At 40.3% G+C, this 22026-nt stretch carries 19 protein-coding genes, 1 tRNA gene and 1 other annotated feature; of the genes, 14 read left to right on the top strand and 6 right to left on the bottom strand.

Annotation, left to right across the window (positions count from 1 at the left end):
* Nucleotides 1-63: 63 nt before the first annotated feature.
* A complete protein-coding gene (gene cmoA / locus RDV53_RS01455) occupies nucleotides 64-789 on the top strand; it encodes a carboxy-S-adenosyl-L-methionine synthase CmoA (protein ID WP_005696693.1) in 726 nt (241 codons plus the stop codon).
* 67 nt (nucleotides 790-856) lie between these two features.
* Here cmoA and RDV53_RS01460 read toward each other — a convergent pair whose 3' ends face one another.
* Both RDV53_RS01460 and RDV53_RS01465 read right to left on the bottom strand, forming a co-directional pair.
* On the bottom strand, nucleotides 857-3496 hold the full coding sequence (locus tag RDV53_RS01460; protein ID WP_115353578.1) for a GDYXXLXY domain-containing protein: 2640 nt from the start codon (nucleotides 3494-3496) through the stop codon (nucleotides 857-859).
* A 125-nt stretch (nucleotides 3497-3621) separates the two neighbouring features.
* On the bottom strand, nucleotides 3622-4950 hold the full coding sequence (locus RDV53_RS01465) for a phosphoglycerate transporter protein PgtP (protein WP_005696695.1): 1329 nt from the start codon (nucleotides 4948-4950) through the stop codon (nucleotides 3622-3624).
* A 232-nt stretch (nucleotides 4951-5182) separates the two neighbouring features.
* On the opposite strand from RDV53_RS01465, the gene gloA reads away from it, so the two are divergent.
* The 10 genes from gloA (at nucleotide 5183) to RDV53_RS01515 (ending at nucleotide 13810) form a co-directional block, all read left to right on the top strand.
* A complete protein-coding gene (gloA, locus tag RDV53_RS01470; protein WP_005696696.1) occupies nucleotides 5183-5590 on the top strand; it encodes a lactoylglutathione lyase in 408 nt (135 codons plus the stop codon).
* A gap of 10 nt (nucleotides 5591-5600) precedes the next feature.
* Nucleotides 5601-6290, top strand: coding sequence for a ribonuclease T (gene rnt / locus RDV53_RS01475; RefSeq protein ID WP_005696697.1), 690 nt, complete (start codon nucleotides 5601-5603; stop codon nucleotides 6288-6290).
* Nucleotides 6291-6405: 115 nt separating this feature from the next.
* Nucleotides 6406-6533, top strand: a sequence feature (His leader region).
* Between the two features lie 102 nt (nucleotides 6534-6635).
* A complete protein-coding gene (locus tag RDV53_RS01480) occupies nucleotides 6636-7988 on the top strand; it encodes a Na+/H+ antiporter family protein (protein ID WP_005696698.1) in 1353 nt (450 codons plus the stop codon).
* Between the two features lie 40 nt (nucleotides 7989-8028).
* Nucleotides 8029-8610 (top strand): primosomal replication protein PriC, encoded by a 582-nt coding sequence (priC, locus tag RDV53_RS01485; protein ID WP_005696699.1) that lies wholly within the window; start codon nucleotides 8029-8031, stop codon nucleotides 8608-8610.
* Between the two features lie 519 nt (nucleotides 8611-9129).
* Nucleotides 9130-9435 carry a hypothetical protein gene (locus tag RDV53_RS01490; RefSeq protein WP_005696700.1) on the top strand — a complete coding sequence of 102 codons (306 nt, stop codon included), beginning with the start codon at nucleotides 9130-9132 and terminating at the stop codon, nucleotides 9433-9435.
* Nucleotides 9436-9475: 40 nt separating this feature from the next.
* Nucleotides 9476-9853 (top strand): hypothetical protein, encoded by a 378-nt coding sequence (locus RDV53_RS01495; protein ID WP_005696702.1) that lies wholly within the window; start codon nucleotides 9476-9478, stop codon nucleotides 9851-9853.
* Complete coding sequence (locus RDV53_RS01500; RefSeq protein WP_005696703.1) at nucleotides 9843-10148, top strand: hypothetical protein; 306 nt, start codon at nucleotides 9843-9845, stop codon at nucleotides 10146-10148. The genes RDV53_RS01495 and RDV53_RS01500 overlap by 11 nt, the downstream gene beginning before the upstream one ends.
* Before the next feature lie 66 nt (nucleotides 10149-10214).
* Nucleotides 10215-11936, top strand: coding sequence for a YadA-like family protein (locus tag RDV53_RS01505; RefSeq protein WP_005696704.1), 1722 nt, complete (start codon nucleotides 10215-10217; stop codon nucleotides 11934-11936).
* A 439-nt stretch (nucleotides 11937-12375) separates the two neighbouring features.
* Nucleotides 12376-12801, top strand: a complete 426-nt coding sequence (locus RDV53_RS01510) for a hypothetical protein (protein ID WP_232620855.1) — start codon at nucleotides 12376-12378, stop codon at nucleotides 12799-12801.
* Nucleotides 12722-13810 (top strand): tyrosine-type recombinase/integrase, encoded by a 1089-nt coding sequence (locus RDV53_RS01515; RefSeq protein WP_032822657.1) that lies wholly within the window; start codon nucleotides 12722-12724, stop codon nucleotides 13808-13810. Before RDV53_RS01510 ends, RDV53_RS01515 begins: the two co-directional genes overlap by 80 nt.
* A 37-nt stretch (nucleotides 13811-13847) precedes the next feature.
* Here RDV53_RS01515 and RDV53_RS01520 read toward each other — a convergent pair.
* A tRNA-Ser gene (locus tag RDV53_RS01520) sits at nucleotides 13848-13937 on the bottom strand.
* 155 nt (nucleotides 13938-14092) lie between these two features.
* A complete protein-coding gene (gene rne / locus RDV53_RS01525; protein ID WP_005696707.1) occupies nucleotides 14093-16906 on the bottom strand; it encodes a ribonuclease E in 2814 nt (937 codons plus the stop codon).
* A gap of 427 nt (nucleotides 16907-17333) precedes the next feature.
* Between rne and rluC the strand changes: the two genes are divergently transcribed.
* The 3 genes from rluC to hflX all read left to right on the top strand — a co-directional run bounded on the left by rluC (nucleotide 17334) and on the right by hflX (nucleotide 20050).
* Nucleotides 17334-18314, top strand: coding sequence for a 23S rRNA pseudouridine(955/2504/2580) synthase RluC (gene rluC, locus RDV53_RS01530; protein WP_005696708.1), 981 nt, complete (start codon nucleotides 17334-17336; stop codon nucleotides 18312-18314).
* A gap of 86 nt (nucleotides 18315-18400) precedes the next feature.
* Complete coding sequence (gene hfq / locus RDV53_RS01535; RefSeq protein WP_005696710.1) at nucleotides 18401-18685, top strand: RNA chaperone Hfq; 285 nt, start codon at nucleotides 18401-18403, stop codon at nucleotides 18683-18685.
* A 9-nt stretch (nucleotides 18686-18694) separates the two neighbouring features.
* Entirely contained in the window at nucleotides 18695-20050 is a 1356-nt protein-coding gene (hflX, locus tag RDV53_RS01540; RefSeq protein WP_005696711.1) for a ribosome rescue GTPase HflX, read from the top strand.
* Here the strand turns inward: hflX and RDV53_RS01545 are convergent.
* Both RDV53_RS01545 and RDV53_RS01550 read right to left on the bottom strand, forming a co-directional pair.
* A complete protein-coding gene (locus tag RDV53_RS01545) occupies nucleotides 20040-20990 on the bottom strand; it encodes a sigma 54-interacting transcriptional regulator (protein WP_005696712.1) in 951 nt (316 codons plus the stop codon). The two genes, hflX and RDV53_RS01545, sit on opposite strands and share 11 nt — an antisense overlap.
* Nucleotides 20991-21110: 120 nt before the next feature.
* The gene (locus tag RDV53_RS01550; RefSeq protein WP_005696713.1) at nucleotides 21111-22019 is read right to left on the bottom strand and encodes a siderophore ABC transporter substrate-binding protein; all 909 of its coding nucleotides are present in this window, start codon (nucleotides 22017-22019) and stop codon (nucleotides 21111-21113) included.
* Nucleotides 22020-22026 lie beyond the last annotated feature (7 nt).

The raw sequence follows: 22026 nt of genomic DNA on the forward strand, positions 1-22026 counted from the left end.
GACCGCAGTTTTTTGCATTTTATCTAAATAAATGCTCTCTCAAGACAACAACAGAATTCAATCATGATGAAAGATACGATTTTTGCAGCCCCGATCGAAAAACTGGGCGATTTTACTTTTGATGAAAGCGTGGCGGAAGTTTTCCCCGATATGATTCAACGCTCGATTCCGGGCTACTCCAACATTATCACGGCGATTGGCATGTTGGCTGAACGTTTTGTGACGGCTGACAGCCAAGTCTATGATTTAGGCTGTTCACGCGGTGCGGCAGCTCTTTCTATGCGACGTAATATTAAACAACCGAATGTGAAAATTATCGGTGTCGATAATTCTCTGCCAATGGTGGAACGCTGCCGTCAGCATGTTGCGGCTTATCATAGTGATGTGCCCGTAGAAATTCTTTGCGATGATATTCGTCAAATTGAAATTAAGAACGCCTCAATGGTGGTGCTCAACTTCACATTGCAATTTTTACCACCAGAAGATCGTGTAGCCTTGCTCACCAAAATCTACCAAGGTTTAAACCCAAACGGTGTATTGGTGCTCTCTGAAAAATTCCGTTTTGAAGATGGAAAAGTGAATGAGTTGCTTATTGATCTGCACCACCAATTCAAACGTGCTAACGGTTACAGTGAACTTGAAGTGAGCCAAAAACGCACCGCACTTGAAAATGTAATGCGTACTGACTCGATTAACATCCACAAAGAGCGGTTAAAAAACATCGGGTTTTCACATATAGAATTATGGTTCCAATGTTTTAATTTTGGCTCAATGATTGCAGTGAAATAATTATAATCCAATCAATAATCTAAAAAATAAGGGCGTATCAAATACGCCCTTATTTGTCACCAATGCTTTATAGCCCTTTTAAATCCTTATCTAATAAACGAGCTAGCAATAAAATACCGTCTTTAAAGCGATATTCTGCATATTCCGCTTGCGCATAATGTTCACCTTTCCCTTCCGCAAAGAAATAATCTTGGCTTGGTAATTTAGGAAGCCAACCACCTTTATAACGAATTGGTAAATAAACATTTGGTGTGCAATGTTTAAAATCTGTTGGTATCTCTGATTGCTCCTCACAAAATGTCGCAACATGATTTTGATCAAGATGAACAAGGATATAAGCTTTTTTTTCCGAAGGACTTGATTCATCTATACCTGTGATTTCATTAGATTCAACAGTTTCAATAGGCTCATTACTTTCAAGAGGTTCATTTGATTCAGGTAAAACCTGACTTTGCTGAAACTCAGATAAAATAGCGTAATTCAATACCATATAATCGCCTTGCATCAATGAACGAGGATCCACAGGAGCGATTTTTAAGACAACAGGCTTACCAGTAGCCAGCACATCTTCAAATTGCTGTACTTTATAGTTCACCGCGCCCAATAACGCGATCACAAAGACGCCAACAAGCCAAATCGGTGCTTTAAAAACAGAATGGTTTTCGACCGCACTTTGTGAAGGCGCTTTATAACGTGCATGCAAGAATAAAGTAACAATCGCAAAAATAACGGCAAAGCTTACTAGCAATCCCCCTTTATAGAGTAATGGGATGCTCAATTGGTAATAGAACCCACCTAAATAAACAACAAAGGCAAATACCAAAAGACCGAAGAACGCACGGCTGTCCGTCCAATAAACAAGCAATAATAACGCTGTTAAATATAAAATGACGGGTATCCCAACAAAGCCTAATGCAAACAAGGTTAATACTAATAAAATTAACACTGCTTCTGTGTGTTTGGAGTCACTATGCTTCTTCATTAGTGCATAGACAATTAATGGTAATGCACAGACAAGTAAATATAAGATATGGCTAACATCAAACTGGAAGTGTGACCAAAATTGCCCACTTAAAACTTGCAACATATTATCAAGACTCATCGCGTCTGCTGGCATGACATCACTTGAAACATCTGTATCGATAAGACCATAATCTACCCAAGGAAACGCCATATACGACGGCACAGAGATCCATAGAGAGAATAATACTGTTCCCCAAGCAATAGGCTTTAAATGAATTCGAGCTGATTGATTAGGTCGCATGACCCAATAAAAGAGTGCAATCGAAATCAGGAGCTGGATTTTATTAAACCATGTGTTATTAAACCATGTGTTAAACCATGCGTTATTCAAGCTGTAACTATGGAAATATAGATTATACGAAATTTGCCAATACACGAGAAGCTGGGTAACCAGTAGAATCCTCACTAAAGAATTCGGCATCAATTTGTAGCTGACGATAATAATGACGGTAAAAATCAGTGCGGAGATAAAGATACCTAAATTTGAACCTTCACTAGATTCATATCCGAATAAAAGAAAAATACCATTAAATTTAACAAACAAATAAAAGCCTAAAAAACAGTTTGCGATCAGAAAAAATAAACCCGCTAAGATTTTAGATTGTTCATCTGTCTCTTTGTTTAATGTGATAAACAAAGCCACAACAAATAAAAGAATACCAAAGAATAATGCGCCAGATTCTTCTAGACCGAAAGAAAAAAATAACCAAACACCTATCGTAACGACAGCTATCAATAAGGCAACCACCCATAATATTGAAATCGCCCAATGGAATTTCTTACTATTTGGATATTCTCGCTTATAACGTTTCACCAACCAATTTATTGCCATAACAGTGAAAGTAAAGCCAATTAATCCTAAAAGCACCCCCTCTTCTACACCACGAATCAAAAGAGATGCCAAAAAGCAATAAGCCCCAAGTAAGGCTATGACTGAAATAATTAAATTAATAAAATCAAAGCGATATTTGTGATATACATAAAATGCGATCGAGGCAGGAATAGCAATTAGCAAAGAACTAAGTGATGAACGACCAAATTCAGCCCAAGTAGAATAAAAAAACACACCATTAAAGACCGCTAAACCAAATAGGCTCGTAAAAGTCAGTGCTAAAAATACTTTAGGTAAAATGCGCCAATGTTGGTCATGAAAAGCTTTACTGAATAATTCCGATATCACAAGTAATCCAGCATTAATCAGCACGGCATAACACATTGAGTTATGCGAGTTTTGTTCATTAAATAAATAAAACGCAACATTGGCAGTAGCGGCAAATAGTAACGCTGAGGCCACATTCGGAAATAATAATAAAAATGGAAGTTGGCAAAGTGTCCAAACAGCAAATAACTGCCATACATCGGCCCCCGTTTGATAGGTTTGTCCGACTAAGGCAAATAAACCGCCAATTAACACAGAAACAACAAAAAAGATACTATATGTCTTCCACTTTAATTTTTCTTTGGCTTGTCGACGACTTTCTCGAATAAAGCAATAAAGGCCTAATATCACTGTCACCACAAGCAGTGTTTGTAAGCCATAAATTTTGGCTAAATCAGAAAAATAATCTAAATTGGCTGCAATTAACGTGACGACTCCACTCGTTAAAAATCCCACGGTTAATAATAAAAACAGTAAATTTAAATAACGTTGCCAAGAAAGATTAAAAAGGCCAGTTGTATTCATTCATTTTTCCTTTTTATAAAAATATTCGTATTATCTTAGCATAATAGTCAGGTAAATAAATAACAAAAAAATGTGGCTAAATAATACAATTTAGCCACATTTTAATTTAGGTAAAATAATATTTATTACGCTGCATTCGGCTTATGGAGTAAGGTAAAAGCAATGAAACCAAATCCTAAGAAGCAAGAAACGATCAAGGCATAAAAACCACCATCCCAGCCAAATAAGTCGACCAATTTGCCCATTACATAGCCTGCACTCGCAGAACCTAATAAGTAACCGAATAGCCCGGTTAGACCTGTCGCTGTACCGGTTGCCACACGTGGTACAAGGTCTGCCGCTTGAAGCCCGATCATCATTACTGGACCATAAATTAAGAAACCGATAGCTACAAGACAAATATTATCTACGAGTGGATTTCCTTCTGGGTTTTTCCAATAAACAATAATCGCGATTAATACACCGGTTAGGAATAATAACATCGGCGGTGCACGGTGACCTTTGAAGACTTTATCACTCAAATAACCACTAGCAAGCATACCAAAGATACCTGCATATTCGTAAAGGAAATACGCCCAACTTTGTTTGTCTACAGAGAAGTGTTTCACTTCTTTTAGATACGTTGGTGCCCAGTCAATGATGCCATAACGAATGAAATACACAAATACGTTCGCAAGTGCAATCGCCCATAAGAACTTATTATTAATGATGTATTTCATGAAAATATCTTTAGAAGAAAGCGTGTGAGCCGATTCGACTTTCTCTACGATTTTTTCACCTTTCCATTCATCTACCGGTGGTAACCCTTGTGATTCTGGAGTATCGCGCATTAAATAGAACATGATGAATGCCAATACAATCGCGATTAAGGCTGGTAAATAGAATAAAGATTGCCATACGCCGAAAATCGATAAACCGAGGATCGCTAATGGACCAATTAAACCACCACCTAAGTTATGCGATACGTTCCACCAGCTCCACCAAACACCACGTTCAGAAACCGAGAACCAGTTGGTCATTGTTTTTGCACCTGGTGGATATCCCATTCCTTGGAACCAGCCATTTAATGCAGCTAACACAATCATCAATGGAATAGAAGAAAGCACGCCTGGTACTAAACCGAAAATTAAGCTCACTAATGCAGAACCTAATAAACCAATAGTAATAAAATATTTAGGATTACTTCGGTCAGAAATATTCCCCATAATGAACTTACTAAAACCGTAAGCCAGTGATAACGCTACCCCAACTGTACCTAAATCAGCTTTAGTAAAGCCATATTCATCAATAAGATAAGGAATTGCTAAAGAAAAGTTTTTGCGGATAAGATAATAAGCCGCATACCCGATAAATACTCCAGCAAATACCTGCCAACGTAATTTTTTATACTCGGCATCTGTTCTAGAACTTTCAATTCTTGGTGCTGGAGGAGATGCTTTTAAGAATGAAAACATCTTTGTTCTCCTATAATAATTTACAACTTGTCGTATCCTTGTAATAGCTAGTCCACTACAATGAGAAACAGATTACCAAAGCCGAATATGAAACAGAGCTCCGACCACTCCAAATGATTAGTTCATTTTCGTTATTTAAACGACTCTAATTTCTGGGATAAATTACGTCCTAAGTCTATTTAAAAATTTCTATGTTATAATACCGACCAACCCAATAAAAAAAGGATATAAGATGAGAATTTTACACACCATGCTTCGAGTGGGTGATTTAGACCGCTCTATTAAATTTTATCAAGACGTTTTAGGTATGCGTTTATTACGCACAAGTGAAAACCCTGAGTATAAATATTCACTAGCCTTTTTAGGTTACGAGGATGGTGAGAGTGCAACTGAAATTGAATTAACATATAACTGGGGCGTGACTGAATATGATCTTGGTAATGCTTACGGTCATATTGCTATTGGTGTAGATGATATTTACGCAACTTGTAAAGCGGTACGTGCTAATGGCGGTAAAGTAACTCGCGAAGCAGGCCCTGTTAAAGGTGGCACAACCGTGATTGCATTCGTTGAAGATCCAGATGGTTATAAGATCGAGTTTATCGAAAATAAAAGTGCAAAATCAGCTTTAGGGAATTAAGGAATACATTGTGTCAGATACACCTGAAATTCCTTATCACCATCAATTAAAAAATCGCTTCCGCGGCTACTTTCCTGTCATTATTGATGTGGAAACGGCTGGGTTTGATGCCAAAAAAGATGCGCTTTTAGAACTTGCGGCAATCACCTTAAAAATGGATGGGAATGGCAATTTACACCCCGATCAAAAATGCCATTTTCATATTGAGCCATTTGAAGGTGCGAATATTAATCCGGAATCACTCAAATTTAACGGGATTGATATTCACAATCCATTGCGAGGTGCCGTATCTGAATTAGATGCCATCACAGGATTGTTCCAAATGGTGCGTCGTGGACAAAAAGATGCTGAATGTCAGCGTTCTATTATCGTGGCACACAACGCGGCTTTTGACCAAAGCTTCGTGATGGCTGCGGCTGAACGTACGGGCGTAAAACGCAATCCATTCCACCCTTTTGGGATGTTTGATACGGCAACACTTGCCGGTTTTATGTTTGGACAAACGGTTCTCGTCAAAGCATGCCAAGCGGCAAAAATTCCTTTTGATGGTAAACAAGCACACTCGGCGCTATATGATACTGAACGTACGGCAGAATTATTTTGCTATATGGTGAATCATTTAAAAGAGCTTGGTGGTTTCCCGCATATTGCTCAAACAAATGAAACGGAAAAAACTGCTGAAAATCAGATCGCACTTTAATTTTCAAATTTTTTTGAAAAAAGCTTGCAATCGTTTTCGGTTTACCGTATTTTAAAAAGTAATTCAATTTAGTTATCTAAATAAGAGAGTTTCAAATGAACTTTATCCTTCGTCACCATCATCGCCATTCAACTGAATAATCTTTCAGGCTGTTGGCGTGCTTGGAAGATTTCTTCCGAGCTGACAAGATAAAGATCAAAAAAATCTTACCCCTCGGAAGGCAACTTTCGAGGGGTTTTGTTTTATTATTAATTACAGGAGTTTATTACTATGCGACATTTAGCCTTAAATCAATTTTCTTTTATGCGACCTTTTAAGTTTAATTAATCAATAAGGAACAACAATATGCTATCGAATCCCGTTGTTATTTCAATTGTCGTACTACTGGCATTAAGCCTACTGCGCGTGAACGTGGTTATCGCACTGGTAATTTCTGCGCTTACAGCCGGCTTATGCGGCGACTTAGGTTTAAGCAAAACCATTGAAACCTTTACAGGCGGCTTAGGTGGTGGTGCTGAAGTGGCGATGAACTATGCGATGCTCGGTGCATTTGCCATTGCGATTTCAAAATCTGGCATCACTGATTTGCTTGCCTACAAAATTATTACCCGAATGAACAAAACACCAACTGGCAAAAATTTAGCCTGGTTTAAATATATGCTGCTTGGTATTTTGCTTTTATTCTCAATTTCATCCCAAAACTTGCTCCCAGTGCACATTGCGTTTATTCCGATTGTGGTACCGCCTTTACTTTCTATTTTTAACCGTTTAAAAATCGATCGTCGTGCAGTGGCTTGTATTATTACCTTTGGTTTAACCGCAACCTATATGATCTTGCCGGTTGGTTTCGGGAAAATCTTTATTGAAAGCGTTTTAGTAAAAAATATCAATCTTGCTGGTGCCTCACTCGGTTTACAAACCAGTGTTGGTGAAGTTTCTTTTGCTATGCTTATCCCTGTTATTGGTATGATTCTTGGTTTACTCACTGCCGTATTTGTTACCTATCGCAAACCTCGCGAGTATGTGGTGACAACGGCAGAACCAACTACAACTGAAATTGAACAACACATCGCTAACATTAAACCTATTCAAATTACCGCAAGTGCGGTCGCTATCGTCGCCACGTTTGCCACACAGCTTTTCACAAGTTCTACAATTATTGGTGGTTTAGTCGGTTTAGTGATTTTCGGTGCATTTGGTATCTTCAAACTCAAAGAAAGTAATGATATTTTCCAACAAGGTTTACGCTTAATGGCGATGATCGGCTTTGTGATGATTGCGGCTTCTGGTTTCGCTAATGTCATTAATTCAACAAGTGGCGTGAAAGAGTTAGTTGATGCACTTTCAACGGGTGTAATTCAAAGCAAAGGCGTTGCGGCATTCTTAATGCTACTCGTTGGGTTATTGATTACCATGGGTATTGGTTCTTCTTTCTCAACCGTGCCAATTATCACCTCAATTTATGTACCACTTTGTCTCTCTTTTGGTTTCTCACCACTTGCGACAGTGGCTATCGTAGGTGTAGCTGCGGCATTAGGGGATGCGGGCTCACCGGCTTCTGACTCCACACTTGGTCCAACATCCGGTTTGAATATGGATGGTAAACACGACCACATTTGGGATTCTGTTGTACCAACCTTTATTCACTACAACATTCCATTATTAGCGTTCGGTTGGATTGCAGCCATGACCCTTTAATCGTTATAATCCCTGCATTCATTATGTGGGGATTTTTTTTATGTCTATTCAATCATTACTCAATACGCTCGAACAAAAAGTACAGCAACTGACTCAAGCCTATCAAGCTGACTCTGATAAAAAAATCAACGCTAAATTTAACCGCACTTTATTTACTGAAGATTTTGAAACCGTCGGTTTTTATCTCAAAGAAATCCAGCAAAGCTTAACGAAGCTATCCAGCCTTCCTCATCAAAATGAAGAACAAATTGTATTTATGGTTGAACACCTTTTAGGGCAATGCACCGCCTTGACTGAAGCCATGAATCGCAAGCATAAAAAGCCCATTCAACCGAAAAAAACAGAGCCACAAGTTGCAAGTAGTAAATCACAACATAGCATTCATCGTCTCCCGCCAAGAGAGCGTCTAGAAAAATATTATGAAGCCTTACAACAACTCACGGAAAAATACGAAGAAGCTAAAGCACAAGCGAATACGGCTCAAACAGATATTCAACGAGATGTACATAAGCAAACAGCCGCAATTTATTTAACGCGTCGTCAAAAATGTTTAGAAGCGATTGAGACCTTAGAAGAATACCTTGCCTTTAAAGAAGCCCAAGAAAGTGCGGTCAAAAAATAAGATATTTTTTAATAGACTGAAAAGTAAAAATCCCTAAATCTTTCGATTTAGGGATTTTTTGAATTTGATGGCGGAGGAAGTGAGATTCGAACTCACGGAGGGCGTAAACCCTCGCCAGTTTTCAAGACCGACCATATTTTATCAATCAATTTTTTAATTTTCAATCAATTCAAAGATTTACACACCCTATCACACGCAAACCCACCTTTTAAATTAGTATTAATTACTATCTATTATCATCTATTACGTCAAAGTTACGTCAAAGTCATACCAAATATTCAATTCTTTTTCTTCTTTACAATTCTTTACAAAATAGCACTTGCATTAATATCTTCTGTATATTGTACTATATACACATAGCCAAGAGATGAGGCTATAAACCCAAAACTTTAACCAGACCCCACCAACCGGCAGGGGCAGAAAAAAGAAATCAAAATAGAAATCGTAATTAAAGAAACAGGCGAAGTAGAAATATTATTACTTATCGATAGCAAAACTGGTTGTGATTGGTTTAACGACTTGGTCGGCAATCATGACGGATATAGCGACGATCCTGAATACGGATTTGCGGAAGAAACCGACGAAGACGGATTAGAAACTGGGAGATTTGTCACAAGCCAAGAAAACTTTGATTGGTGGGAAAACATTGTTAGCAACATGGATGACCTCGAAAGAAGAATCGAAAACCTAAGAATGGAATTTGGCGGCAGTAGAGTTGATTGGATTGTTATGGAGTCAGGTAGCGGTTATGTCGATTTGGAAAACTACACAGATGTAATCCACCAGGCACTTGATGAAGAATTTGGCGAAAGCGCAGGAAGATAATAACAAGCCCCGCAAGGGGCTTTAATTGGAGTTTAGAAAAATGGCAAAAACAGCAGTGCATTTATCAGATAATACTTGGCAATACATCACAGATCGCACACCACAGGGCGAGCAAAAAGGGCTATCGGCACACATTAATAATGCATTTGAGCAGTTGGCACATTTAGCCCACGCGGAAAAGCCAGAATTATCAAAAACTGAGTGGGTTGAGTTATACAATGTCTATGCCGCCGGCAGTGATTTAACTCGCCTTGTAATGCCGTTTGATTTAGCCGATGACTTTCGCACGCATTACGGCACTTTGCCGCAAGATTTGACCGCGCTTTATGATAAGTTAAATGGGATGACGCAAGCACAGCAATTTTCCGTGCTTGATGCCGTCCGCGTATATTGGGCGAGTGGCGAAGATGGGGATTAAAAACAAACCGATAACAAGACCATGCCCACAGTGCGGCAGAAATTATCAATATAGACGGGCTAGATCTTGTGCGGTAATTTCCGATCGTAAAATGATTTTTTTGGCGAGTAATGTCGGCTCGGAAAACGGTACGCTAACAGTATTTAACGGCAAAGACGGACTAATTGTAACGCGTGGTTGTTTTGTTGGCACGGTTGATGAGTTTTTATCAAAATCAGCCGAAGTACATGATGATAAAACAAAAAACGAATACAAATTACTCATTGAGGTAGCCAAAAGCAGAATCCAAGGATAGCCAACTATATCAATCAATACCCTCCACGTGAGGACTTTTTTATTAATCAAAAAAAGGTAAAAAAACATGAAAAAAACAATCTTAGCACTAACTATTGCAACGTTATCCATTGGCGCATACGCAAATACTTATGATGCCGATAAAACTAATTACTCGACAAATACAAGCCAAAATCCTGATGCTATTGCTCACGCTAAAGCGATGACTGGCGTTACAACTAACAGCGATGCCAAAGCGTATGCAAGCGACGCAACAGCTTACGGCGACAGTCGCACTTATGCGGGCTATCGTGGTACAGCAACGGGCGCAAATACTGTGGCAAATGGGGAAGGAGCAGTTGCAACAGGTTACTCATCCACAGCAAGCGGCATTGTGTCTATTGCTCATGGTAACGCCGCTAAAGCTACAGGTGATGGCTCTATTGCTACTGGCGCGGAGGCGAGCGCGGAAGGTGCCAGAGCTACAGCGATTGGACGTGGTGCAATTGGCAAAGGTGCAGGGGCAACGGCTTTAGGTAGTGCAGCTCAGGCAACTGGCACAAGCTCCGTTGCGGTAGGCCCCGCGGCAACCGCTAGCGATACGCGCTCCGTTGCGGTTGGCGCCAACGCGAATGCAGACGGACACCGCGCAACTGCTTTAGGTACAAACACCAAAGCAAGTGGCCCAGGTGCAGTCGCCCTAGGCAATGAAAGCGAGGCGGTAAATCAAAAACTTTGGAACCGCACAAACGAATCCGCGGTGATTGACGATGTAACGCTTGATGGTTGGGCGGGTACAAAAACCATGGGTGAGGTATCTGTTGGCACAAAAGACAAAGAGCGCGCCATCTCCAATGTTGCGGCTGCGGAAATCTCCAAAACATCAACCGAAGCGGTGAATGGCTCACAGCTATACTCCGTTGCTAAAAAAGTCGCCGATAACAAACGAGCAATTGTAACCAATACAAAAAATATCGGTGATAATACGTCAAAAATCGATACATTAACCAAGCGCGCAGACGCTAACGATGTCGTAGATGAGCAACAATGGAACAAAATCAATAGCAACAGCAAATCTATTGGTGATAACGCATTATCAATCAACAATAATGCTAAGGCTATTGCGGCAAATAAGGCGGCGGTAAATAGCAATAAGCAAGCAATCTCCGATAACAAACAAGCAATTGTAACCAATGCAAAAAATATCGGTGCTAATGCGTCACAAATCAACGTAAACCGCGCAAAAATCGATACATTAACCAAGCGCGCAGACGCTAACGATGTCGTAGATGAGCAACAATGGAACAAAATCAATAGCAACAGCAAATCTATTGGTGATAATACGTCAAAAATCAACGTAAACAGCGCAAAAATCGATACATTAACCAAGCGCGCAGACGCTAACGATGTCGTAGATGAGCAACAATGGAACAAAATCAATAGCAACAGCAAATCTATTGGTGATAATACGTCAAAAATCAACGTAAACCGCGCAAAAATCGATAAGCTAAGTAATGGTATTGCTCAAGCTAATAAACGTATTGACAGCTTATCTGATGATGTGCGTAAGCACCGTAAGTTAGCTTCTGCCGGTATTGCTTCCGCTTTTGCTGTGGCCAACATCCCGCACGCTACTTATGCAGGTAAATCTGCTCTTGGTGTAGGCGTAGGCGGTCACAGCGGACAACAGGCTCTAGCAGTGCGCTACTCTCGCTTATCCGATAACACTAAATGGCTTGTAAGTGCAAGTGGCAGTGTGGATACGCAATCACAAGTTACTTACGGCGCGGGTCTAACCTATCAATTCTAATAATTCATATCGCCCCTCAATACGAGGGGCTAAGTTTTGGTGAAAATGAACGAAATTAACATCAACATCCCCTACTCAAGATTTGTAGATATTTTCTGCTGCTATTTTTATGTGCGTATGATATAGTGGAGACCCGTCGTCTGTTACTCGGGCGTTAGATGACGCTAAATACAGTTGGCTTATGTTTGGATCTGAGTTGCGAAATGACATTATCCGGACGGCGGAATCGGCAAACTATCCTGCGGTAGTTAACAACTACGTAAATAATTTTATTGAGTGGGCCAAAAGCCAATTTAATGCACCGCAAGACTACAACATCCCTCGACCACTGGTTGATGTGTTGCCGGTGGTGGATTACAAAAAATAAACAGTATTTAACCAACCCCAAAGACGCTCCAAGTGAGCGTTTTTTATTTTAAGCAGACAAAGGTGGTACAAAATGACCAAATATTTTTCAGTGGATATATCAAACGATATCCACATTATTAATTTGTATGAAACATTAGAGCAAGCAAGAGGGGCTTGTTTGGCTGGCGCTGTCGAGGCTCACGAATTTGCAGACGACATGGACGAATACGAAAATTATGAGAGTAATGATTTACCGTATGCCGTTTATGGTGTGGTTTTAGGTAAGGCCGAATGCAAGAAAAAAACGTTAACCGAAGAGGAGAAAGATGAGCGTTATTCCGATTTTGATTATAGCACAGTGTATAACAATAGATCCAACTGGGGATTTTTTAAGGTTGCTGGAGTGCGCGGCTGGCGAATTTACAAAACAGATCTTGATAAGATCAGGCAAAAACAAATATGGTGTTTGGCAAATCGACTTTACCACGCCGTCAGGGCGGCGTATTCGATCGTCTAGTGGCAGGACTGACAAGCGGCTTGCGCAAGAGCTGCACGACAAATTAAAAGCCGAGTCATACAAGGTCGAGCGACTAAACAAGCAACCGGAACGGACGGTGGAAGACGCACTAATCTGCTTTTTAGAGGACGCCGAACATCAAAAAGATTTGGAGACCAAGATACATCACGCGCAATACTGGCGAGACCGTATCGGCCATAAAAATCTTAGCTCTTTAACAAGTGATGACATCTATAACAATCTACCAACGCACAAGCGCACTGGAGAGAGACTATCGCCATCTACGCAAAATAGATACCGCACATCAATAATGCGGGCGCTTAATCTTGCCAAGCAAGCTGGGTGGGTTGATGCAATCCCGTATCTTGCCAAAAATAACGAGCCTAAAAAGCGCGTTAGATGGATAACGCAAGACGAGGCAAATAGGTTTTTAGATAGCCTTAACTTAGAGTGGATGCGTGAGGTCTGCTCATTTGCGCTACTCACCGGAGGGCGTATGTCGGAGATTTTAACTTTAACGTGGGATAAGATAGATTTTCCGCGCAGCATTGCCATTGTCACAAGTGACGTTGCCAAATCTGGCCACGCAAGATCGCTACCGCTACCGCGTAATGCAGTTAATTTTTTACGGCAAAAAGAGACAAGGCGTATATCTCAATATGTTTTTCACCGTGGCAAAGGCAAGATGATTTCAGACATTGATCGGGAGGATTTTAAACGAGCTTTGCAACGCGCAGGGATTAGTGATTTCAGCTTCCACGATTTGCGGCACACATGGGCAAGTTGGCATATACAAAGTGGCACACCGCTAATGGTGCTTAAGGAGTTAGGCGGTTGGGAGACAATCGAGATGGTGCAAAAATACGCACATCTTAACGAGAGGCATTTATTGCAATACGCAAATCATGTCAAAGTTACGTCAAAGTTGACTTTTTCGGCGACAAATTCAGATTCACAAAATGAGGAGGATTTATGTTTCGACACAAATAAAAAAGCCGTAAGTTACTGAGTTTAGAGACCTTTTTAACTTACGACTTCCGAGAAAATGGCGGAGGAACTGGGATTCGAACCCAGGGAGGGCGTAAACCCTCGCCGGTTTTCAAGACCGGTGCCTTCAACCACTCGACCATTCCTCCGTGATTTAAGCGAGGTGAATAATACGTTTTTTCCCCCACCCCGTCAAGCAAGAAAATAAAAAAATTATCTGACTGACTACTTTTAAATCACTATGTTTTAAAAATACACAAAATAAAAAACGGAACCTACTGGCTCCGCTTTTATTATTGAGATATTACTCTGCTTTTGCTTGTGTCGCTTCAGAATAAATATGGCTAATTGCACTATGATGGCCTGCGGCGCCTTTACCGTTAAAGTAATAGCGAGACTCCGTCCATTCTACAATTGGGAATGGTTTAGACACTTCATTTGGTGCTTTAGCTAATGTCATCGCTGCTTTAGTGTGTTGTACCGCTGAAATGGTACCTGCACGACCAGTGAACACATAAGAGCGAACAAACTCTGTTTTCTCTTGTGGTTCAACTTCAGCTGTTTCGACTTGAACAACAGGCTCTGATTTATGATGCAAGCGTTCTAATGATTCTTGCACTTTCTGTTGCACAGCCTCATTTGCCGGTTGAGTAATAAAATCTAAAGCTGGTTGAGTTTTTACCGGTTGTTCTTCCACTACAATACCCGTTGCTGGCGTGATTACACCTTTTTTCGTTTTTTCTTGCTCAAGCAATTCATCCACAGATAAGAAATTGCTTTCTTTCGCTGCATTCACAACAGAATAATCGACACAAACTTTACCGCTTGCTAATTCAGGTGAAGCAACTGCCGCAAATAATGGCATTGGTGACTTCACTTCATTACGACGACGGCGTTGATTATTCGATGTACGTAAATGACGTGGAGTACGACGCTGACGTTCTTGACGTGGTTTATCTTCAGCATTATCAGCAACATTGTTTTCAACCACTTCATTTTGAACAGTCTCAACAACGGGTACTTCAACCGCTTCAATAACATTCTCGTTTACATCAGTTGCATTGTCATCAATACGAACACGTTTACGTAAATCACGACGTTGACGACGCTCTGCTACCGGTTTCTCTGCTTTTTCTTCTTGACGATTATCATCAGAAACATTAGCAAAATTAACCGCACTTTCAGATGTCACTTCTTCATTCGCGTTACGACGATTGCGACGATTATTCACACGCTCGCGAGTTGGACGCGCATTTTCTTCATCTGTATTTTTCGCATTATCGTTGTTTTCGTTATTGCGAGAACGACGATTATTACGACGATCTTGATTACGACGATTATTACGGTTGTTGTTACGATTGTTGCGGTTGTTTTGGTTTTTCTCTTCTTCTTTTGGTTCAGAAGCAAATAAACCTTTAATTGCGGCAACAATTTTTGCAAACAATGACGGTTCTTCTGATTTACGCTCAACTGGTGCTGGTGCAGCCGTTGGGATCGATAGAGATACCGCGGCACTTTCCATCACTTGCTCAGAGGTTACTGCTGCAGTTTCGATATTGCGAGAAACAAGAGACTCTTCTGGTACAAATGTATCGTCTTGTGCATCATGGAATTTGGTTAAGTTATAGCTTAATTCATTTAGCTCTTCACCTTCACGAACACGGAATACGCTGAAATGTGGCGTTTCCATTGCTTCATTTGGCACCACGATAATATCTACATCATGACGTTTTTCGATGCTATGAACGGCTTTACGTTTTTCGTTAAGTAAGTAAGACGCAATTTGTACAGGCACGATAGTGTGTACTTGTTTGGTATTTTCTTTTAACGCTTCTTCTTCGATTAAACGTAAGATTGAAAGTGATAAGCTTTCGTTATCACGCACTTTACCTGTACCTTGACAGCGTGGGCAAACATGGTGCGAAGACTCACCTAATGATGGGCTTAAACGCTGACGTGACATTTCCAACAAGCCGAAGCGAGAAATACGGCTGATTTGAATACGTGCACGGTCTTGACGCACGGCATCACGGATACGGTTTTCTACTTCACGCTGGTGACGAACAGGTGTCATATCAATGAAATCGATAACCACTAACCCACCTAAGTCACGTAAACGTAATTGACGAGCAATTTCATCTGCGGCTTCAAGGTTGGTATTTAATGCGGTTTCTTCAATGTCACCACCACGAGTTGAACGCGCCGAGTTGATATCGATCGCCGTTAACGCTTCTGTTACATCAATGACAATCGAACCACCAGAAGGTAAACGCACTTCACGTTGGAAGGCTGATTCAATTTGTGACTCAATTTGATAGTGGCTAAATAGTGGCACTTCTCCTTGATACAGTTTCACACGATTGATGAAATCTGGACGCACAAGTTTGATGTGTGCTTTTGCTTTTTCAAATACTTTCGGGCTATCAATTAAGATCTCACCGATATCACGACGCAAGTAATCACGGATCGCACGAACGATCACATCACTTTCTTGGTGAATTAAAAACGGAGCTGGACGGCTTTGTGAAGCTTGCTTAATTGCTTCCCAATGATGTAAAAGTACTTTTAAGTCCCACTGTAATTCTTCTGGTGATTTACCTACACCCGCTGTACGCACGATAAGACCAACGCCTTCCGGTACATCTAAAGAACTCAATGCTTCTTTTAATTCGATACGTTCATCGCCTTCAATACGGCGAGAAATACCACCTGCACGCGGATTGTTTGGCATAATCACCAAATAACTACCGGCAAGGGAAACAAAAGTAGTTAAGGCTGCGCCTTTATTGCCGCGTTCTTCCTTGTTCACCTGAACGATCACTTCTTGGCCTTCGGTCAAAATATCACGGATATTTGGACGACCTTGAAACACATAATCAGCAGGGAAATACTCGCGGGCAATTTCTTTTAAAGGAAGGAAGCCATGGCGCTCTGCACCATAATCCACAAAGGCTGCTTCTAAACTCGGCTCTACGCGAGTGATTTTCCCTTTGTAAATATTGGCTTTTTTCTGTTCATGACCAGGACTTTCAATATCCAAGTCGAATAAACGCTGGCCATCGACCAACGCAACGCGCAACTCTTCTTTTTGAGTCGCATTGATTAACATTCTTTTCATTGTCAATTTCTCGTTTTGAATTATCTAAAACACCTTGAAAATTAACCGCACTTTACAGATTTACTGACCTTAGCCATCGACCTCGTGTTTCTCGCGAACAGTCAATCTCACGACTGTGTGTTGCTGGGTGCATTGATAGCATACTCAATTGTTATCTAAGACAATTTTCGTAAAACAATGCGATGTGTTAATTACGCATTGCAAGGAAGCGTCAACCTTCAAGAAAAACATGTTGATTATCAATGTCTTATGCCATTTGCCGCATTGAGTTTTGACCAACATACAAAATTACTTTCTAAATGCCAAATTTGAGGCGCAGAAAGACGCTCTATTATCCACATTCAGGGCTAAATTAGCAAGGCATTCTTGCTATTATCACCAGGGATATTGTGATATGATTCAGCCCAATTTTTAAAGGATAGATTCAATGACTGAAAAACAAGAAAAAATCATCAATCAATCCGTCAAAATGCTCACGATTTCTGAGGATGAAGCAGGACAACGCATTGATAATTATTTATTGGCAAAATTAAAAGGTGTGCCAAAAAGTTTGATTTATCGCATTCTACGTAAAGGCGAAGTGCGTGTGAACAAAGGGCGAATCAAACCTGAATATAAATTGCAAAATGGTGATGTGGTGCGTGTGCCACCTGTTCGTGTTTCTGAAAAAAATACTGCCCCAATTTCTAAAAACTTGAATAAAGTCGCTTCCCTTGAAAGCCATATTCTTTTTGAAGATGATTGTTTATTAGTATTGAACAAACCTTCTGGCATTGCGGTTCATGGTGGGAGTGGCTTGAATTTTGGTGTGATTGAAGCCTTACGTGCATTACGTCCTGAAGCCCGTTTTTTAGAATTGGTTCACCGCTTGGATAGAGATACATCCGGCATTTTATTAGTTGCCAAAAAACGTTCTACCTTACGCAACTTACACGAACAACTTCGTGTTAAAACGGTACAAAAAGATTATCTCGCGCTCGTGCGTGGACAATGGCAATCTCATGTAAAAGTCGTGCAAGCCCCTTTATTAAAAAATGAATTGGCCAGTGGCGAACGCATCGTTAAAGTCAGTGAACAAGGCAAACCTTCAGAAACGCGATTTGCCATCGAAGAACGCTATCAAAATGCGACCTTAGTAAAAGCCTCACCTGTAACCGGACGAACTCATCAGATCCGAGTTCATACTCAATATGCAGGTCACCCAATTGCATTAGATGATAAATACGGTGATAAAGAATTCGATAAATATATGCAAGATCTCGGGCTTAATCGCTTGTTTTTACATGCGTTTTCTATTCGATTTGAGCACCCTAAAACGGGTGAAACATTACGCCTCAATGCTCAACTAGACGAAAAAATGAAAGCAATTCTGAAAAAACTGCGTGAAAGCAAAGAGATAAACCCATAGACAAGAAAAATGTTTATTGCTATATTTGATGACGGAGACAACTCGTTTCTATCATTAATTAACATATAACAACAAAGGATAGCAAAATGGCAAAAGGACAATCATTACAAGATCCTTATTTGAATGCGTTACGCCGTGAACGTATTCCTGTTTCGATTTATCTCGTTAATGGGATTAAATTACAGGGTCAAATCGAATCATTCGACCAATTCGTGATTTTATTAAAAAACACGGTTAATCAAATGGTGTACAAACACGCAATTTCGACTGTGGTTCCAGCACGTTCTGTTTCTCACCACAATAATAATGGCGGTCATCATGTAGCACAAACTTCTGATGCTGTAGCGGAAGTAGAAACACAAGCAGAATAATTCTGTTCAATGAACGATTTCATCAGTTTAAGTGCGGTTGAAAATTCACCTGAAATTTCAACCGCACTTTCGTCATCTAAAACAGGCGACAATAGCCAATCGGCAAAAGATAAAGCTGTCGTCGTGCATGTTTTCTTTTCTCAAAATAAAAACATTGAAGATCTACAAGAATTCCAACTTTTAGCGGAATCTGCCAATGTTGAGATTTTACAAATCATCACCACGAGCCGAGCTACACCACAAGCAAAATACTTTATCGGTGAGGGGAAAGCACAAGAAATTGCTGATGCAGTGAAAACCTTAGATGCCGATGTGGTTTTGGTGAATCATCAATTAACCCCTGCTCAAACCCGTAATTTAGAAAGCATTTGCCAATGTCGTGTAGTAGATCGCACGGGGGTGATTTTAGATATCTTTGCCCAACGAGCCCGCTCGCACGAAGGGAAATTGCAAGTTGAATTAGCTCAGCTTAAGCATTTATCCACTCGATTAGTCCGCCGAAAAACAGGCTTAGATCAGCAAAAAGGTGCGGTAGGATTGCGTGGCCCTGGCGAAACGCAGTTAGAAACGGATCGCCGTTTAATCAAGGTTCGTATCGCACAGTTGCAAAATCGTTTGGCGAAAGTCGAAAAACAACGCAATCAAAATCGCCAAACCCGACAAAAAGCGGATATTCCGACCATTTCCTTAGTAGGCTACACCAATGCGGGGAAATCGACACTCTTCAATTTCATCACGCAAGCCAATGTCTATGCGGCAGATCAGCTTTTTGCCACCCTCGATCCCACATTAAGACGTTTGCAAATTCAAGATGTTGGCACAGCGATTCTCGCCGATACCGTTGGTTTCGTTCGCCAACTTCCCCATGATTTAGTTTCCGCGTTTAAATCTACGTTGCAAGAAACGGTTGAAGCTAGTTTGTTATTGCACGTCATTGATGCAGCAGACGCTCGAAAGATCGAAAATATTGAAGCTGTGAATTTAGTGTTGGAAGAAATTAAGGCTGATAAAGTACCGGCTTTGCTTGTGTATAACAAAATTGATTTATTGGAAAATGTGGCGCCTCATATTGAATATGATGACGAGAATAAACCCGTTGCCGTTTATCTTTCAGCACATTCAGGTGAAGGATTAGATCTGCTACTTGAAGCTATTAAAGTGCGGTTGAAAAACGAGATACTTTCTTTCACCCTCACACTGCTCCCACAAGAGGGCAAAATCCGCCATGCGCTCTATCAATTAGATAGCATTCGTCACGAGCAAATTTCAGATGGAGGTGAATTTATCCTCAATGTACAAATTGATAAAGTCGAATGGCTCAAACTTTGTAAACAATTCCCTAAACTGTCAGAAATTATTTACTAATACCGTATTGTTTTAATTTATTGGCAATCGCCGTGTGTGATACGCCTAATCGTTGTGCCAATTTTCGCGTACTTGGATACTGAGCATAAAACGCGCGCAATACACTCGCCTCATATTGTCCCATGATTTCATCTAGCGTTTGCTCACCAAAATCATCTGCAGAAATGACCGCACTTTGTACAGGTTTTAAATTTAAACTTTCAATATCAAGCTGGTTATTCTTTGCTAAGGAACAGGCACGATACAAGACATTGTAAAGCTCTCGCACATTACCTTGCCAAGGCTGACCTTTCAAATAATTTAGAAAATCAGCATCATATTGCGGCATTGAAATCTTAAGCTGTGTGCTGATTTCTTGTAAAAAACTGTCTGTTAAAGGCTGAATGTCCTCCACTCGCTCACGCAATGGTGGCACATTTAGTGCTAAAACATTTAATCGATGGAATAAATCACTGCGTAATTTCCCTTGTTCTAACAGTTTTTCCATCGGTTCTTGTGAAGTACAAATCACTCGAACATTTGCATGATGTTCTTTTTCTTCCCCCACTCGACGGAAAGAACCATCCGTTAAAAAACGCAATAATTTTGCCTGTAAACTTAATGAAAGCTCAGCAATGCCATCCAGTAACACCGTACCTTCATTAGCATATTCAAAAAAACCGATGGTTTCACTGTCACCCACTTTACGCCCAAACATTTCACTTTCCGCATCTTCATCTGGCAAGCCCGCACAGTTTACTGCAATGAATTTTTTCTCACGACGCAAGCTCGCAAAATGGCAAGCTTTTGCTAATAAGTCTTTACCCGTGCCCGTTTCACCTTGAATTAAAAGTGGTACATCAAACATCGCAAAACGTTGTGCATTTTCGACCGCACTTTTCATGGAAAAGCTTTGAGTGACAAAGCAAGAGAAAGGATCTTGTGGATTAAATGTCAGCATAAAATAAGCTCGATTTTATTGAATGATGCCGATATGATAGGGAGTTTATTGATATGTGTAAAGATTAATTTACATATAAAAAGGGCAATCCTTGACTGCCCTTTTAGATGATTTTTCGTATTATTTTTTCACTGCACGATCAAGTTCTTGTGCGATGATTTCCATGGTTTCTAAACCACCAAACGCAAGATACCAATTCGCTGCATCAAGATACACAATGTGTCCATCTTTATACGCTTTGGTTTGTTTGATGATATCGTTATCCAACACTTTTTGTGCATTGTTGGCTTTTTCTGTAATCGCCGCAGTACGATCCACGACAAGTAAAAAGTCTGGATTTTTTTCTAAGATATATTCAAAACCAACACTTTGGCCGTGCGTAGACGATTTAATGCTGTCATCAATCGGTTTAAAACCAAATTTTTGATACACCATACCATAACGAGAACCGTCACCAAAGGCACTGATTTTACTTTCATTAACCAACACCAATAAGGCTGTTTTGTCTTTCGCATCTTTGGCGACTTGGTCAACCTTACTTTCTAATGCTGAAAGTTTTTCTTTCGCAACATTTTCTTTACCAAAGATCTGACCAAGTGCGGTCACATTTTGTTGAAAACTCGGGTAGTAATTGTTGTAGTCATTTTCAACATTAAATACTGGCGCAATTTCTTTAAATTTGTCGATCATTTTTTCTTGACGTTTAGACGCGATGATCAAATCCGGATTGAGTTCGTTAATTTGCTCCAATGATTGTTCTTTCAAATCACCGACATTCTTATATTTTTTGTCTGCAAATTCTGAAAGATAGTTTGGAATTTTTCCACTTTGTGGGAAGCCCACGATTTTATCTTGCACACCTAATGCACGAAGTGTGTCTGCCGCACCGAAATCAAGCACAATGACACGCTGTGGATTTTGTGGCACAACCTGCTTTCCAGCGGCATTTTCAACGGTAATATCTGCTGCTTGAGTAACACCGACCAAAGCAAAAAGTGAAAGTGCTAATGTTGATAATGTTTTTTTCATGAAGATT

Source organism: Haemophilus parainfluenzae ATCC 33392 (genome assembly GCF_031191205.1).
GTDB classification, from domain to species: domain Bacteria; phylum Pseudomonadota; class Gammaproteobacteria; order Enterobacterales; family Pasteurellaceae; genus Haemophilus_D; species Haemophilus_D parainfluenzae.

Excerpts from the sequence above, each read along its gene's own strand:
- RDV53_RS01500 (WP_005696703.1), top strand. The coding sequence starts at position 9,843 with ATGGGGATTAAAAACAAACCGATAACAAGACCATGCCCACAGTGCGGC.
- rluC (WP_005696708.1), top strand. The coding sequence starts at position 17,334 with ATGACTGAAAAACAAGAAAAAATCATCAATCAATCCGTCAAAATGCTC.
- RDV53_RS01545 (WP_005696712.1), bottom strand. The coding sequence starts at position 20,990 with ATGCTGACATTTAATCCACAAGATCCTTTCTCTTGCTTTGTCACTCAA.
- RDV53_RS01505 (WP_005696704.1), top strand. The coding sequence starts at position 10,215 with ATGAAAAAAACAATCTTAGCACTAACTATTGCAACGTTATCCATTGGC.
- RDV53_RS01460 (WP_115353578.1), bottom strand. The coding sequence starts at position 3,496 with ATGAATACAACTGGCCTTTTTAATCTTTCTTGGCAACGTTATTTAAAT.
- RDV53_RS01550 (WP_005696713.1), bottom strand. The coding sequence starts at position 22,019 with ATGAAAAAAACATTATCAACATTAGCACTTTCACTTTTTGCTTTGGTC.
- rne (WP_005696707.1), bottom strand. The coding sequence starts at position 16,906 with ATGAAAAGAATGTTAATCAATGCGACTCAAAAAGAAGAGTTGCGCGTT.
- RDV53_RS01495 (WP_005696702.1), top strand. The coding sequence starts at position 9,476 with ATGGCAAAAACAGCAGTGCATTTATCAGATAATACTTGGCAATACATC.
- cmoA (WP_005696693.1), top strand. The coding sequence starts at position 64 with ATGATGAAAGATACGATTTTTGCAGCCCCGATCGAAAAACTGGGCGAT.
- RDV53_RS01480 (WP_005696698.1), top strand. The coding sequence starts at position 6,636 with ATGCTATCGAATCCCGTTGTTATTTCAATTGTCGTACTACTGGCATTA.
- gloA (WP_005696696.1), top strand. The coding sequence starts at position 5,183 with ATGAGAATTTTACACACCATGCTTCGAGTGGGTGATTTAGACCGCTCT.
- RDV53_RS01465 (WP_005696695.1), bottom strand. The coding sequence starts at position 4,950 with ATGTTTTCATTCTTAAAAGCATCTCCTCCAGCACCAAGAATTGAAAGT.
- hflX (WP_005696711.1), top strand. The coding sequence starts at position 18,695 with ATGAACGATTTCATCAGTTTAAGTGCGGTTGAAAATTCACCTGAAATT.
- priC (WP_005696699.1), top strand. The coding sequence starts at position 8,029 with ATGTCTATTCAATCATTACTCAATACGCTCGAACAAAAAGTACAGCAA.
- hfq (WP_005696710.1), top strand. The coding sequence starts at position 18,401 with ATGGCAAAAGGACAATCATTACAAGATCCTTATTTGAATGCGTTACGC.
- RDV53_RS01510 (WP_232620855.1), top strand. The coding sequence starts at position 12,376 with ATGACCAAATATTTTTCAGTGGATATATCAAACGATATCCACATTATT.